A 14,802-nucleotide genomic window follows, 5' to 3' on the forward strand; every position below is an offset into this window, starting at 1 on the left:
GTGCTCATTCGCATCGACGCCGCAGACCGCACGCCGATCTTTACCCAGATCGCCGCATCGGTTCGTGGCGGAATCGCGCGCGGCGACCTGACGCAGGGTGAGCGACTGCCGGCAGCGCGCGACCTCGCCGCATCCCTCGACGTCAACATCCATACGGTGCTTCGCGCATACCAAGAACTGCGCGATGAGGGGCTCGTAGAACTCCGCCGCGGCAGGGGAGCGGTTGTCTCGGGCGACGCGCCGCGCAACGCAGAACTCGCAGACGCACTCGACCGACTCGTCGACACCGCCCGCAGATTCGGCGTGGGGGCCGCAGAGTTGTCCGGAGAGATCACCAGGAGGATGTCATGAACGGTTCGTCGGCCCATCATCCGAGGCGCGCGGGGTATGCCCTGCTGGGGAGTCTGCCGTCCGTCGTTGTCCTCGTCGTCGGGGTGGTGCTGTTGAGGCTGTGGAGATCCGAGTTGCCGACAACTGTTGCCACGCATTGGGGTTCGGGCGGGGTCAACGGCACGGCCGACGTGCGGACCGTGGTGGTTTCTGTCGTGATCGTCGCAGTGGTTGCCGCCCTCGTCGGCGGCCTGTCGGGGTGGTTCATTCGTGAGGCCCGTGTGCTTCGCGTCGCCATCGCGCTGGTCAATGGTGTCGTCGTCTTCGTGACGATCGGTCTCGTGGGAACCGTTGGCGCCCAACGAGGCAGCACCGACACATCCGACGTCGGCGTACCGGTGGGTGCGCTGCTTCTGGCGGGGGTGCTCGGGTTGCTGGTCGCGCTCGCGAGCGCCAGTCTCGTGCGCCCGACGCACCTGTCGCAGCCCCCGGTGGTCGGAGCACAACCGATTGAGAGTCTTGCTGTGGGAGAACGCTTCCTGTGGCAGCGTAGGGTGTCGGCGTCGAGTGGATCGCTGGTGGTTCTCGGGGTCGCGCTACTGACGATGGGCGCACTTGCCGTTGTCCTGCGCAGCGCGTGGCTCGTGCTGCCGTGCGTCGTCGTCGTGGCAGCTGCGGCGATCCTGTGGTCGGCCCGGGTGAGCGTCGACCGTGGTGGCGTGGCGGTGCGAGGCGTCGTGGGCTGGCCGCGGCTGACCATTCCGATGCACGACGTCAGACGTGCCGAAGTCGCACACGTGAACGCGTTGCGGGACTTCGGCGGCTACGGCCAACGCATCTGTGTGTACGGACGCCTGCGCGGCGTGCGCGGCCTTGTCCTGCGGTCCGGGAGTGGTTTGTTGATCACACGGTCCGACGGAAGCCGTGACCTGGTCGTCGTTCCCGACGCCGCCGTGGCGGCGGGGCTGGTGAACGCGTCGGTGTCGCAGGCGCATTCGCGGCGTTGACGCGACTGGTCGGCTGACACCGACCTCAACCCACCAGTTCTTCGCGCGGTGCCGGATCCCTGGGAATCAACGGGGTGGCCACCACTGGAGCTGCGGCGCTGACCAGGAAGGCGAGAGGGAAACCGGCTGCGCCGATGAGGAGGCCGAACAACGGCGTCGTCGCTGCCGTCGCCAGATATTGTGCGGTGTTCTGAACTGCCAAACCGCGCCCACTCCACTGCGGCCCCGCGTATTCGGCGATGGCGGTGAAGGCGAGTCCGTTGTCGGCAACGGTGATGATCGACGCGACCACCATCAACGCGGGTGCCAGCGGCGTGTGCAGCCAATCGGTGACGGCGAGCAGCGCCATCGCGGCCGCCGCACCGAGCGCGATGAGGCGAATGGGCCGCATCCGCGACAGCCAGGCATCCGACCATCGTCCGGCGGCGATTCTCCCCAGCGCGCCGATCACCTGCGTGATGGTCACCAGAATGCCTGCTGCCGCGGGCGACCAGTGCCGGGCGACGATGAGCCACGTGGGGACGAAGGTCCACAGCATCTGTTGCGGGATCACCAGAAGCACACTCACGGCGTGGACCCTGACCAGAAACCAGCTCTCGCGGTAGGGATTTCGACGAGCCGCGTGGTCCGCCGAACCGTTGCCGGCGCTCGGTGGGTCGATCACGCCGAACACTACCGCTGCCAAACCGATGGCGGTCACCACGGCGGGCACCGCGAATGCGGCTGCGACGGAGTGTCGGTCGGCGATCACCGGCATCGTGAGGGCGCACACGCCGATCCCCAGTGGTTGGGCCATCTGTCGGATGCCCATCGCGGTACCACGCAGTCGGGGCGGGAACCAACCGACGACGATACGTCCGCTCGCCCCGTTCGCGGCGCCGGAACCCAGCCCGGCGAGGAACAGACACACGGCGATCACGATGTACGACGCGTGCGTGGAGGCCGCGATGGCGGCTGCGGAGGTGCCGACCAAGGTGATCGAGATCGAGATCATCAGGATCGTCCGCTCGCCGTAGCGATCGAGCAGCGCGCCCCACCCGACGATCGCCAGCATGAGCCCGATCGTCGGAACGGTCGCCAACACCGAGGCCTGGGCGAGCGACATGTCCTGCTGAGTGTGCAACGCAGGAATCAGATAGGCGACGCCGCCGACCACAACCGCTGTCGTCATCGCAGCGATCAACGAGCACGCGAGCATGGTCCAGCGCCTGGTGTTCGTGATCGTGGACGCGGTCGTCAACGTTGGACCCCCTCTGGCGCGTCGGAAACCGAAACTTCTCCAGCCTGACCTCACTGAATCTTATATATTGAGATCAATAGTTCATATTGTAGGACGGCGTAGCTGCCCGCTCAATTTCACGTCCCACGAAGTGGACAAGCCGGGTGCGCTAGGGTTTCGGGTATGCGTCTTGGCCGAATTGCGAGTCCTGATGGTGTGGCATTCGTCTCGATCGACGAGTCGGACGGTACTGCGACCGCCAAAGAGATTGCCGAACATCCCTTCGGTACACCGACGTTCACGGGTCGATCGTGGCCCCTGGCCGACGTGCGTCTACTGGCGCCGATTCTGGCGTCGAAGGTGATCTGCATCGGCAAGAACTACGCGGCGCACGTGGCGGAGATGGGTTCGGCCACGCCCGAGAGTCCTGTGATCTTCCTCAAGCCCAACACGTCGATCGTCGGGCCCGAGGTGCCGATCGTGCGTCCGCCGTCGTCCGAAAGAGTCGACTTCGAGGGCGAACTCGCCGTCGTGATCGGTCGCCCGTGCAAGGACGTGAAGGCGGCCGACGCCGCCGGTGTCATTCTCGGCTACACGGTCGCCAACGACGTGACCGCTCGGGATCAGCAGAAGATCGACGGTCAGTGGACCAGAGCCAAGGGATACGACACCTTCTGCCCACTCGGGCCGTGGATCGAGACCTCGTTCGACCCGTCGGACGCTGTGATCACCACCGAACTCGATGGCGAGGTTCGCCAGCGGAGTCGGACGTCGCTGATGTTGCACGACGTAGGTGCTGTGGTGGAATGGATCTCGCGCGTGATGACGCTGCTGCCGGGTGACGTGATCCTCACCGGAACCCCCGAGGGTGTCGGTCCGATGGTTGCCGGACAACGAGTGTCGGTCACGGTCGAGGGGATCGGCACGTTGAGCAACCCGGTGGTCGACAAGCCGTGAGTGGATCGGCAACCGCGCAGGTCAACGGGATCGACATCGCCTACGAGCGGTCGGGGTCGGGCCCCGCTGTGGTCATGGTCATGGGTAGCGGCAGCCCCGGCAGGGTGTGGCGGGCGCACCAGGCTCCTGCGTTGGTCAGCGCCGGCTACGAGGTGATCACGTTCGACAACCGCGGCATCGCACCGTCGTCGGAGTGTGCGGAGGGGTTCACGCTAGACGACATGGTCGCCGACACCGCCGAGCTCATCGAAACGTTGGGGATCGCACCGGCTTTCGTCGTCGGAACCTCCCTGGGTGCGCGAATCACCCAGGAGTTGGCACTCGCTCGGCCCGATCTGGTGCGCGCCGCGGTGATGATGGCGACCTACGGGCGCACCACAGTACTGCAGGAGACGTTCTCGGCGGGAGAGCGTGCGCTCTACGACAGCAACATCGAGTTGCCGCCCGAGTACGAGGCCTCGATCACCGCTGAACTCAATCTGTCTCGGCATACGCTCGCCGACGACCGCACGACGCGCGACTGGCTCGACGTCATGATGTTCTCCCAGCAGAAGATGACTCCGGGAATGCGCGCGCAACTGGGTGTGCACACCAACGAGCCCAATCGGCTCGAGGCCTACCGGCTGATCGCGGTTCCCACCCTGGTCGTCGGATTCACCGATGACAGAAGGCTACCCGTCGAACTCGCCCGCGAGGTGGCTGACGCGATCCCTGCCGCGGAGTACGCGCAGGTCGACAAGGCCGGGCATTTCGGGTATCTCGAACAGCCCGCCCAGGTCAACCGTCTCCTGGTCGACTTCCTCGCGCGACATCGGTAGGCGGGACCGTCTCCGGTCGAAACCACGGTGCGAGCGGTCGGTGCTGCGGTATTCGATACGCTGACCTCCATGAGCAGCAACGATCCTGTCCGCGTCCGCTTCTGCCCGTCGCCGACGGGTACACCGCATGTGGGAATGGTGCGCACCGCGCTGTTCAACTTCGCGCAGGCGCGTCACGACAAGGGGACCTTCGTGTTCCGTATCGAGGACACCGACGCCGCGCGCGACAGCCAGGAGTCGTACGACGCGATCCTCGACTCTCTGCGGTGGCTCGGGCTCGACTGGGATGAGGGGCCGGAGGTCGGCGGTCCCTACGGCCCGTACCGGCAGTCCGAACGACGCGGAATCCATGAGGATGTCGTCGCGCGGTTGCTCGCCGCGGGAGAGGCATACGAAGCGTTCTCGACTCCCGAGGAGGTCGAGGCACGCCACCGCGCCGCAGGTCGGGATCCCAAGCTCGGGTATGACAACTTCGATCGCGATCTCACCGACGAGCAGCGCGAGGCCTACCGCGCGGAGGGCCGCAAAGCCGTTGTCCGCCTCCCGATGCCCGATCGCGACATCACCTGGAACGACCTCGTGCGCGGACCGACGACCATCAAGGCGGGGACGGTGCCCGATTTCGCACTGACCCGCGCCAACGGCGATCCGCTCTACACCCTCGTCAATCCGGTCGACGACGCGATGATGAAGATCACCCACGTGCTGCGCGGCGAAGACCTCTTCTCTTCGACACCGCGTCAGATCGCGCTGTACGAGGCTCTCATCCGCATCGGTGTGGCAGAGCGTGTCCCGGAGTTCGGCCATCTGCCGTTCGTGATGGGGGAGGGGAACAAGAAGCTCTCCAAGCGCGACCCGCAATCGAACCTCTTCCACCATCGCGATCGCGGCTTCATTCCGGAGGGGCTGCTCAACTATCTCGCGCTGCTCGGCTGGGGATATTCACATGAGACCGACGTTTTCAGTCTCGACGAGATGATCGACGCATTCGACGTGCGCGACGTGAATTCCAATCCGGCACGCTTCGACCAGAAGAAGGCCGATGCAATCAACGCCGAGCACATCAGGATGCTCGAACTCGGCGACTTCACGGCGAGACTGAAGGCATATCTCGTCACACAGGGGCTTCTCACCGAGCCGATCGACGACGAGCAGTTCACCACGATCGCCGAGCTCGTCCAGACCCGCATCCAGGTTCTCGGCGAGGCGTGGCCTCTGATCTCGTTCCTCTATGTGTCCGACGACGAATTCGCGATCGACGAGAAGTCGGCGTCGAAGAATCTCGGAGCCGACGCCGCGCCCGTCCTCGACGCCGCGATCACCGCACTGGACGGCCTCGCGTCCTGGAACACCGAGGCGATCCAGGAGGCGCTCACGAGCGCACTGGTCGACGGTCTGGAACTCAAACCCCGCAAGGCGTTCGGGCCGATCCGCGTGGCGGTGACCGGTTCGCACATCAGTCCGCCGCTGTTCGAGTCGATGGAGCTGTTGGGGCGCGACAAGAGCCTCGCCCGACTGCGCGCTGCGCGGGAGTAGGTGCCCAGTTAGTGCGTTGACCAGGCGATTTGTAGTAACCGGGTCGGCCTCTGCTAGGCTATCGCAGGTTGTTTTCCTCACGGAGAACAAGACCTTTGGGGTATGGTGTAATTGGCAACACAGCGGTTTCTGGTACCGCCATTCTAGGTTCGAGTCCTGGTACCCCAGCGAAAGCCGGGACACCACACCCCGGTTTTTCCAACTGAATATCGAGTCATGGCCCCGTCGTCTAGCGGCCTAGGACGCCGCCCTCTCAAGGCGGTAGCGCGGGTTCGAATCCCGTCGGGGCTACAACACAGCACCCCCTCACCATCAGCCAGTGGTGAGGGGGTGCTGTCGTTTGCGTAATCGCCTCGGGTGTCCGTCTAGTCGGCTTCCGCCGTGACCGCAGCGGCCGTCGACCCGGCGACCGGCATCGGATCGAGGCCGAGTTTGCGGTGATCCCACGACCGCACACGCGACGGAACCACGCGCACCGCCACCCGCTTGTGCATCATCTGGTCGACGAAGGGCTTCATCTCGTCGGAGTAGGGCCCGGTGTAGCGTTCCCAGACGCTCACGCCGACGCGATGGCAGTTGTCGGGGTCGTCGTGGATCTCCGCGACACCCTCGAACGCGACGCCTCGCAGCGTGTCGTAGGTGTCGCCGTCCTCGATGAGGACCGAGCACCGTGGATCACGACCGAGGTTCACGGCCTTCTGTGACTTCGCTTTCGTCTCGAACCAGATCTCGCCCTCGACGACGCCGTACCACATGGCGACGAGATGGATGCTGCTGTCGGCGCCGTAAGTCGCGAGAGTCGCTGTGCGGCTGCGTTCGACGAAGTCGGTGATCTCTGCGTCGGACATGACGATCTGTCGGCGTTGGTTTGTTCCCATGCCACGACGCTAACCGAATCAGGTTCGCGCGGTTGGCAGTAGCCGTTTCTGGATGGCCTCGGCAGCGGCGAGCAGGTCGGCGGCCCACCGTGCGCCGGGCCTTCGCCCCATCCGGTCGATCGGACCCGAGACCGAAATCGCCGCCACGACGTCGCCGTTGGCGTCGCGAACCGGCGCCGAGACACTGGCCACGCCCGCGGCGCGCTCACCTGCACTCTGCGCCCACCCGCGACGACGGATCTCGTACAGTGCGCGCTCGCTGAAGACGCTGTCGTGTAACAGCGCCCGCTGCGTCGACGGTTCGGCCCAGGCGAGCAGCACCTTCGCGGCAGAGCCCGCACTCATGGGAAAGCGGGTCCCGACCGGAACGGTGTCGCGCAATCCGGTCGGTGGCTCCATCGCGGCGATGCATACCCGTTCGGAGCCCTCCCGGCGATAGACCTGGACCGATTCGCCGGTGATCTCACGTAGTCGGGGGAGCACCATGAGCGCGGCTTCCTGGATCGGATCGTGGGCGCTGGAGGCCAATTCGCCCAGCGCGGGTCCCGGGTACCACCGTCCGGAAGCGTTGCGTGCCAGGAGACGATGTGTCTCCAGGCCGACGGCCAATCGATGGGCCGTCGCGCGTGGCAGATTGGTGCGCTCACAGAGCTCGGTGAGGTTGGCCGGAGCCTCGGCGATGGCCCGTAATACGATCACGGACTTGTCGAGGACGCCGATTCCGCTCTGCGGTTCCGGTGCGCTATCCTTTCCCATAGGACGATACTAGCGGTCCACATCGTGAGATGCACACGCGAACCGGCACGGCCCGCCGGGTCCCGTCGCACCCCACGCGAAACCACAAGTGCTACAGCCAGAATGAGTGCAGTGATGACGAACAGTGCAAGTAAGCCTCGTACTCTCGCCGAGAAGGTGTGGGACGACCACGTTGTCGTGCGTGGAGACGCGAACGACCCCGATCTGATCTTCATCGATCTCCACCTCGTTCACGAGGTCACCAGTCCGCAGGCCTTCGAGGGACTGCGACTCGCCGGTCGGCCCGTGCACCGCCCGGATCTGACGATCGCGACCGAGGACCACAACGTGCCCACCGTCGACACCATGCTGCCCATCGCGGACCCGGTCTCGCGCACACAGGTCGACACACTGCGAGCCAACTGCGAGGAGTTCGGGATTCGCCTGCATCCCATGGGCGACAAAGAACAGGGCATCGTCCACGTGGTCGGACCGCAACTCGGCCTGACCCAGCCCGGGATGACGGTCGTGTGCGGCGACAGCCACACCTCGACGCACGGTGCCTTCGGGGCGCTCGCCATGGGTATCGGCACCTCGGAGGTCGAGCACGTGCTGGCGACGCAGACACTGTCGTTGCGGCCGTTCCGGACCATGGCCATCACGGTCGACGGTGAACTGCCGTCCGGTGTCACGAGTAAGGACCTGATCCTCGCCGTGATCGCCGAGATCGGTACCGGCGGGGGACAGGGCTACGTCCTCGAGTATCGCGGCAGCGCAATCGAGAAGCTCTCGATGGAAGCCCGGATGACGATCTGCAACATGTCCATCGAGGCGGGGGCTCGCGCAGGCATGATCGCACCCGACGAGACGACCTTCGAGTTCCTGAAGGGGCGTCCGAATGCCCCCACGGGAGCAGATTGGGACGCGGCCGTCGACTATTGGACGTCGCTGCGGACCGACCCCGACGCCGAGTTCGACGCCGAAGTGCACATCGATGCCGCGTCGCTGAGTCCGTTCATCACCTGGGGCACGAACCCCGGCCAGGGCGCACCGCTTTCGGCGGAGGTACCCGATCCTGCCGATTTCGGTGACGAGAACGCGGCCGGCGCGGCGTCGAAAGCGCTTGAGTACATGGATCTCACCCCCGGCACACCCTTGCGCGACATCAGTGTCGACACGGTCTTCGTCGGCTCGTGCACCAACGGCCGCATCGAGGATCTACGTGCCGTCGCCGAGATCCTCGATGGTCGAACGGTCGCAGAAGGTGTTCGGATGCTTGTGGTCCCGGGATCGATGCGGGTACGTGCACAGGCCGATGAGGAGGGACTCGGCGAGATCTTCACGGCGGCCGGTGCGGAGTGGCGTCAGGCCGGATGCTCGATGTGTCTCGGCATGAACCCCGATCAGCTCGCCCCGGGCGAACGGTGCGCGTCGACGTCGAACCGCAACTTCGAAGGGCGCCAAGGCAAGGGTGGGCGTACCCACCTCGTGTCGCCTGCCGTCGCAGCGGCCACCGCGATCCGCGGCACGTTGTCGTCGCCCGCTGATCTGTGAGCCCCGCCCGTCGCGACGCCTGACTCCGCCACCACCACGCAATCCCCGATCCGAAGGCCACAACATCATGGAACCGTTCATCACCCACACGGGAATCGGCGTCCCGCTGCGTCGCAGCAATGTCGACACCGACCAGATCATCCCCGCCGTCTACCTGAAGCGCGTGACCCGCACAGGTTTTGAGGACGGATTGTTCGCAGGCTGGCGGACCGACCCGGACTTCATCCTGAACGCCGAGCCGTGGAAGCGCGGCTCGGTTCTCGTCGCGGGGCCCGACTTCGGCACCGGGTCGTCGCGCGAGCACGCTGTCTGGGCACTGTCGGACTTCGGATTTCGGGTCGTCATCTCGTCGCGCTTCGCCGACATCTTCCGCGGGAACGCCGGAAAAGCCGGTCTCGTCGCCGCGCAGGTCGAACAATCCGACGTCGAGCTGCTGTGGAAGCGCCTCGAGGAGCAGCCGGGGCTCGAACTCACGGTCAGCCTTGAGGACCGGACTGTCACTGCCGGAGACCTCGTGGTGCCGTTGACAATTGATGACTACACGCGGTGGCGTCTGATGGAGGGTCTCGACGACATCGGACTCACATTGCGGCAGGTAGACGCCATTTCCGAGTACGAGTCGCGCCGTCCGTCGTGGAAGCCCACCACATTGCCGCGCTGATGTAACGGCCGGAAAAGCCTTTCCGCGCGACAGCGTCGGAAGTGCCAGAAAGCGTGACGAATTGGTGACACGTCGCGCTAATTGGCGTGGAAGATGGAACTTTTCGACGTCGACGTTTACCGTGTGGTGGTAGCTGGCCTGATAAGTGGGCCAGATCGGCTTGCGGAGGTATCCAATGAACAAGGCAGAGCTCATCGATGAGCTGACAGCAAAGCTCGACACGGATCGAAAGACCGCGACCCAGGCGGTCGAGCAGATGGTCGACTCCATCGTGCGTGCGGTCAACAAGGGTGAAAGTGTCACCATCACCGGATTCGGTGTCTTCGAGAAGCGTCGTCGCGCACCGCGCGTCGCACGCAACCCGCGGACGGGCGAGACGGTGAAGGTGCGCGCTACGTCCGTGCCCGCGTTCCGTCCCGGCGCTCAGTTCAAGGCAGTCGTCTCGGGCAAGCAGAAGCTCGCCTCGTCCGGCCCGGCAGTGAAGCGTGGCAGCGGCGCCACCACCACGGCGGCCAAGAAGACGACTCCGGCCAAGAAGACCACGGCCGCGAAGAAGACGACGCCGGCCAAGAAGACCACGGCCGCCAAGAAGACGACTCCGGCCAAGAAGACCACGGCCGCCAAGAAGACGACGCCGGCCAAGAAGACCACGGCCGCCAAGAAGACGACGCCGGCCAAGAAGACCACGGCCGCCAAGAAGACCACGACCCCGGCCAAGAAGACCACGGCCGCCAAGAAGTCGACCGGCACCGCGGCCAAGAAGACCACGGCGAAGAAGACGACGGCAGCCAAGAAGTCGACCCGTCGCTGAGGGTCCACAGCGACCGACTCCTCGATCACCTCACCCCCGATGGTCTTCCCCCGTCGGGGGTGAGCTGTATCCGGCGCGATTCACTCCCTGTCGTGCTGTGGCAGCGGGCTGTCGATGTGGTCGGCCGCGACGAGCTTGCCCTGGTGTGTCGAGATGACCCATACGCTTGCTTTGCGGTTACGCGCGGGTGGTAGGGACACACCGTCCTGTGTGGCCCACCATTCGAGTAGCGGTGGAATCACCTTGCCCTGACTACACACTGCGCGTACCACAGCGCCTGAATCCGCTGCCAGGGCGACGATCCGCCGTTGTGCGGCGACTGGATCGTCGCGATACATCTCTTCGGAGAGTGTCGGCTCCGTGATGATCGGCACGCCGAGGGCCTCCGCGGTCGGGGCCACCGTCTGCTCACAGCGAGTCCGGTCGGCGCTGTGGACCTCGTTGGCGCCGAAGGCCGGAAGCATGGCCGCGAGCGCGTCGGCCTGGACGCGGCCTTCGGCGTCGAGCGGTCGCAACCGGTCGTCGCCGCGGTAGCGTGATCGACTGCCGGCCTTGGCGTGCCGTACCAGAAGTAGCGTGTCGAGATCGGCTGGGAGCCTGGTGAATTCACGCAGAACCCGACGATCCTGTGAATAGCTCAGGAGCCGGTCCGCTGCCTCGACGCCCAGCCACTCCATGGTGTCGACCTCATGGTTCTCGACGAACGCACCGTCGGCGGCGCGTGCGGACCAGTACCGCACGCGCTTGTGTCCGCTGGAGATGTCGTACGCGACGTCGCGAAGATGTCTGCCGAGCCGCACGTGGTACCCGGTTTCCTCGCCGATCTCACGTGCCGCTGTCATCACGAGCGTCTCGTCGGGTTCGAGCTTCCCCTTGGGCAGCGTCCAGTCGTCGTAGCGGGGTCGATGGATCACACCGATCTCGACACCGTCGTTGTCCCGCGGCCTCCACAGCACACCGCCTGCGGCCCAGATCGTCTTGTGTGTCTTGGACATCGACTGTGAGCTTAGTGGTGGAAGGTTACGAAACGGGTGCGTTCACCGCGCCCACAACCAGCTGACGACATTCGGCGATACGCCCGAGGGTCACATGCCCGCATCGCGCTGCCGCGTGCGACGCATCATCTGGCGCTGGTGATCGCGCACCTCTTCACCCGCTGCCGGAGAGGCAACCCAGCTTCCGTCCGGTTGCAGCACCCAGCACCTGGTGCGTGGGTCGAGGGCCGAGTCGAAGATGTCGCCGAGCTCTGCGGTCAGTCGATCGTCGCGCACCTGCACCATCACCTCGATGCGTCGATCGAGATTGCGGTGCATCATGTCGGCGCTACCGATCCAGTACTCGTCCTGCGCACCGAAGTGGAATATGCGCGAGTGCTCGAGGAACTGGCCGAGGATCGACCGGACATGGATGTTGTCGCTGACACCGGGCATGCCCGGACGCAACGCACAGATCCCTCGTACGACGATCTCGACCGGCACGCCCGCCTGAGACGCGCGATAGAGGGCGTCGATCACCTGCTCGTCGACAAGTGCGTTGGCCTTCAGACGAACCCGAGCATTCGGGTCGCCGTCGCGCTTGAGCTCGATCTCGCGGTTGATGCGCTCGATGATGCCGGAGCGGATGCCCGTGGGGGCCACCAGGATGTTGCGGTACTCACGCTTGCGGGAGTACCCGGTCAGTGTGTTGAACAGATCTGTCAGATCGGCACCGATGTCGGGTGCGGCAGTGAGCAATCCGACGTCTTCGTAGAGCCGGGCGGTCTTCGGGTTGTAGTTGCCGGTCCCGATGTGGCAGTAGCGTCTGATCGACGACCCTTCACGACGGACCACGAGGCATGTCTTGCAATGTGTCTTGAGTCCGACGAGACCGTAGACGACGTGCACGCCCGCCTGCTCGAGCTGACGCGCCCACTTGATGTTGGCCTGCTCGTCGAACCTCGCCTTGATCTCGACGAGTGCGACGACCTGCTTGCCAGCCTCGGCGGCATCGATGAGGGCGTTGACGATCGGGGAGTCGCCCGACGTGCGATAGAGGGTCTGCTTGATCGCGAGCACCTGCGGGTCGGCGGCGGCCTGCTCGATGAAACGCTGGACACTCGTCGAGAACGAGTCGTAGGGATGGTGCACGAGCACATCGCCCTCGCGCAGCGTCGAGAACACGCTTTTCGGGGTCTCGCGTTCGCCGAATGCGGGGTGCGTTGCGGGGATGAATGGTCGGTCTTTGAGTTGAGGGCGGTCGAGGGAACCGATCTCGAACAGAGAAGACAGATCGAGCAGCCCCGGAACCTGGATCACGTCAGCGGGATTGACGTCGAGTTCGCGCAGCAGCAGTTCGAGCATGTGCTCGGTCATGTCGTCGGCGACCTCGAGACGCACCGGTGACCCGAAACGGCGACGCGCGAGTTCGCGTTCGAGCGCCTGCAACAGATCCTCGTCGCGATCCTCCTCGACCTCGAAATCCGCGTTGCGCGTGATACGGAACGCATGGTGTTCGACGATCTCCATGCCGGGGAACAGGTGTCCGAGGTTGGCGGCGATCAGGGTTTCCATCGGCAGGAAGATCGCTGTGCGGTGTCCCTTGTCGTCGGTCTCGCCTGTCGGGGGCATGAGCTGATCGACGCGCACGAAACGATTCACGTTGTCGGGCACCTTGACCCGGGCGAAGTGCTCGCCACCCTCGCCGGCATCACGCACGGTGACCGCGAGATTGAGGCTCAGTCCGCTGATGTACGGGAACGGGTGCGCCGGGTCGACGGCGAGCGGCGTCAGCACCGGGAAGACGTCCTCGTGGAAGTACTCGACCATCCGGGTCTTCTGGGCGTCGTTGAGATCCGACCACCCGACGACGTAGATTCCGTTGTCCGCCAACGCCGGACGTACTGAATCAAGGAATACCCTGGCGTGTCGATCTGCGAGGGTCTGGGTGCGGCCCGCGATACGCAGCAATTGCTCCCGCGGAGACAAACCGTCGGCAGACCGTACCGAGAGTCCGGTCTCGTCGCGTCGCTTCAGTCCTGCAACGCGGACCATGAAGAACTCGTCGAGGTTCGACGCGAAGATGGCAAGGAACTTGGCCCGCTCGAGAAGCGGGATCGACGTGTCCTCGGCGAGCGAGAGCACACGCGAATTGAAGTCGAGCCAACTCAGTTCTCGATTGAGATACCGGTCCTCGGGAAGATCGGCGGATTCGCCCGGTTCGAGAGTTGCCGCGGGCGGCGCACCGGGAATCGCACTGATCGGCTGCGTGGTGACCTTGGTGGTCGCAGTGTCGTCGGCTGTGCTCACGGTTCAATCATGACGCATCCGACTGATCGCCGACACCGCTGGCCGTCGAGTGGGAGGTCAGAGATCTCCGAGTACCGACCGCGTGCGATCGCCGACGCCGAGTCGGATGGCCGCGGTGAGATCACTCACGGTGTCGACGTCGGTTCGTATGTCCGGCCACAGGTGATGATCGGGGTCGAGTTCGGCGACCCCCGCTGCGCGGTGCGCCGCAGCTGAATCGGGGCCGAAACACGGCGCATCGTTGTTCGATGCTCTGCGCAGCAGAAGCGACGTCCCGGTTCCGGCGCGGTCGGTGACCATCGACTCGCCCTGTGCCGCGGCAGCGGAGACGATCTGACGTAGGCTCTGTGGCTCGGCAGCCGGCAGATCGGCCTGGATCATCAGAATCCACCGGCGCTCCGGCCACAGCCGACGAGCAGTTGACGCCCCGAGTGCGTACGCGGCGTTCAGGCCGCCGGTGCCATCGGTGGATTCGGACACCACCTGCGCGGCCAGGCCGTACGCGGTCGCGCGAACCCTGTCGTCGGGAGTCACGACGACGACGTCTCCCACGCCTGCGTCGTGCAGCGCACCGATCGTGTCGGCGAGCATGGCGAGCACGAATGCACCCGGGTCGGCCTTGAGGCGGTCCCGTTGAACAGGGGAGAGGACGCCTGCCGCATCGTGTATCGCGGCGTGCGGTGGGGAGTCCACGTGCACCGCAAAGTCGTCGGGCTCGTCGTGCAACGTGGCGACGAGCCGCGACTTGGCGTCGCCGAGATGTTTGACAGCGAGGACGGCAGCCATGTTGTCGAGAACGTAGTGGCCGGCCGCGTCGGAAGCGTGCTCGATGTCGTTCGCGGGCGCAGCGGCGTCGGCGGGCACGCGCCGTCGCTCACCGGACTGACCGCGTAGACACGAGAGGGTCATCTACACATGATGACCCATGGGCGTGCGCGAGGTGATCGCGCCGCATGATCGCGAATCGGTCGGGCGGGCATCGTCGGCGGTCTACCCTGAGTCGAAGCGACGT

At 65.3% G+C, this 14,802-nt stretch carries 14 protein-coding genes and 2 tRNA genes; 10 read left to right on the top strand and 6 right to left on the bottom strand.

All coding sequences use genetic code 11. The features are described 5' to 3' along the window. Both LK459_RS18280 and LK459_RS18285 read left to right on the top strand, forming a co-directional pair. Complete coding sequence (locus LK459_RS18280) at positions 1–351, top strand: GntR family transcriptional regulator (RefSeq protein WP_007238961.1); 351 nt, start codon at positions 1–3, stop codon at positions 349–351. Continuing rightward, the gene (locus LK459_RS18285; protein ID WP_227919934.1) at positions 348–1,337 is read left to right on the top strand and encodes a hypothetical protein; all 990 of its coding nucleotides are present in this window, start codon (positions 348–350) and stop codon (positions 1,335–1,337) included. The genes LK459_RS18280 and LK459_RS18285 overlap by 4 nt, the downstream gene beginning before the upstream one ends. A gap of 25 nt (positions 1,338–1,362) precedes the next feature. Here the strand turns inward: LK459_RS18285 and LK459_RS18290 are convergent, their stop codons facing one another. Continuing rightward, the gene (locus tag LK459_RS18290) at positions 1,363–2,577 is read right to left on the bottom strand and encodes an MFS transporter (RefSeq protein ID WP_227919936.1); all 1,215 of its coding nucleotides are present in this window, start codon (positions 2,575–2,577) and stop codon (positions 1,363–1,365) included. Between the two features lie 162 nt (positions 2,578–2,739). On the opposite strand from LK459_RS18290, the gene LK459_RS18295 reads away from it, so the two are divergent. The 5 genes from LK459_RS18295 (at position 2,740) to LK459_RS18315 (ending at position 6,158) form a co-directional block, all read left to right on the top strand. Next, entirely contained in the window at positions 2,740–3,513 is a 774-nt protein-coding gene (locus LK459_RS18295; RefSeq protein ID WP_007238964.1) for a fumarylacetoacetate hydrolase family protein, read from the top strand. Then, positions 3,510–4,331, top strand: coding sequence for an alpha/beta fold hydrolase (locus LK459_RS18300; RefSeq protein ID WP_227919938.1), 822 nt, complete (start codon positions 3,510–3,512; stop codon positions 4,329–4,331). The genes LK459_RS18295 and LK459_RS18300 overlap by 4 nt, the downstream gene beginning before the upstream one ends. A gap of 69 nt (positions 4,332–4,400) precedes the next feature. Continuing rightward, a complete protein-coding gene (gltX, locus tag LK459_RS18305; RefSeq protein ID WP_007238966.1) occupies positions 4,401–5,867 on the top strand; it encodes a glutamate--tRNA ligase in 1,467 nt (488 codons plus the stop codon). Positions 5,868–5,963: 96 nt separating this feature from the next. Then, positions 5,964–6,035 (top strand) — tRNA-Gln (locus LK459_RS18310). A gap of 50 nt (positions 6,036–6,085) precedes the next feature. Beyond that, a tRNA-Glu gene (locus LK459_RS18315) sits at positions 6,086–6,158 on the top strand. A gap of 74 nt (positions 6,159–6,232) precedes the next feature. Here LK459_RS18315 and LK459_RS18320 read toward each other — a convergent pair. Both LK459_RS18320 and LK459_RS18325 read right to left on the bottom strand, forming a co-directional pair. Next, a complete protein-coding gene (locus tag LK459_RS18320) occupies positions 6,233–6,745 on the bottom strand; it encodes a PPOX class F420-dependent oxidoreductase (RefSeq protein ID WP_227919940.1) in 513 nt (170 codons plus the stop codon). An 18-nt stretch (positions 6,746–6,763) separates the two neighbouring features. Next, the gene (locus tag LK459_RS18325) at positions 6,764–7,501 is read right to left on the bottom strand and encodes an IclR family transcriptional regulator (RefSeq protein ID WP_007238968.1); all 738 of its coding nucleotides are present in this window, start codon (positions 7,499–7,501) and stop codon (positions 6,764–6,766) included. 114 nt (positions 7,502–7,615) lie between these two features. Here LK459_RS18325 and leuC point away from each other — a divergent pair, with 114 nt between their 5' ends. The 3 genes from leuC to LK459_RS18340 all read left to right on the top strand — a co-directional run bounded on the left by leuC (position 7,616) and on the right by LK459_RS18340 (position 10,506). After that, entirely contained in the window at positions 7,616–9,034 is a 1,419-nt protein-coding gene (gene leuC, locus LK459_RS18330) for a 3-isopropylmalate dehydratase large subunit (protein ID WP_227919941.1), read from the top strand. A 67-nt stretch (positions 9,035–9,101) separates the two neighbouring features. Continuing rightward, positions 9,102–9,695 (top strand): 3-isopropylmalate dehydratase small subunit, encoded by a 594-nt coding sequence (gene leuD / locus LK459_RS18335; RefSeq protein WP_007238970.1) that lies wholly within the window; start codon positions 9,102–9,104, stop codon positions 9,693–9,695. Between the two features lie 175 nt (positions 9,696–9,870). Beyond that, positions 9,871–10,506: an HU family DNA-binding protein gene (locus LK459_RS18340; RefSeq protein ID WP_227919942.1), complete on the top strand. Its 636-nt coding sequence runs from the start codon at positions 9,871–9,873 to the stop codon at positions 10,504–10,506. Between the two features lie 80 nt (positions 10,507–10,586). Here the strand turns inward: LK459_RS18340 and LK459_RS18345 are convergent, their stop codons facing one another. The 3 genes from LK459_RS18345 to cofC form a co-directional block, all read right to left on the bottom strand. Next, positions 10,587–11,501, bottom strand: a complete 915-nt coding sequence (locus LK459_RS18345) for an NUDIX hydrolase (protein WP_227919944.1) — start codon at positions 11,499–11,501, stop codon at positions 10,587–10,589. 90 nt (positions 11,502–11,591) lie between these two features. After that, positions 11,592–13,790, bottom strand: a complete 2,199-nt coding sequence (locus tag LK459_RS18350; protein WP_007238973.1) for an RNA degradosome polyphosphate kinase — start codon at positions 13,788–13,790, stop codon at positions 11,592–11,594. A gap of 57 nt (positions 13,791–13,847) precedes the next feature. After that, on the bottom strand, positions 13,848–14,699 hold the full coding sequence (gene cofC / locus LK459_RS18355; RefSeq protein WP_227919945.1) for a 2-phospho-L-lactate guanylyltransferase: 852 nt from the start codon (positions 14,697–14,699) through the stop codon (positions 13,848–13,850). Between the last annotated feature and the right edge of the window lie 103 nt (positions 14,700–14,802).

Source organism: Gordonia otitidis (assembly GCF_020735545.1).
Classification (GTDB): Bacteria; Actinomycetota; Actinomycetes; order Mycobacteriales; family Mycobacteriaceae; genus Gordonia; species Gordonia otitidis.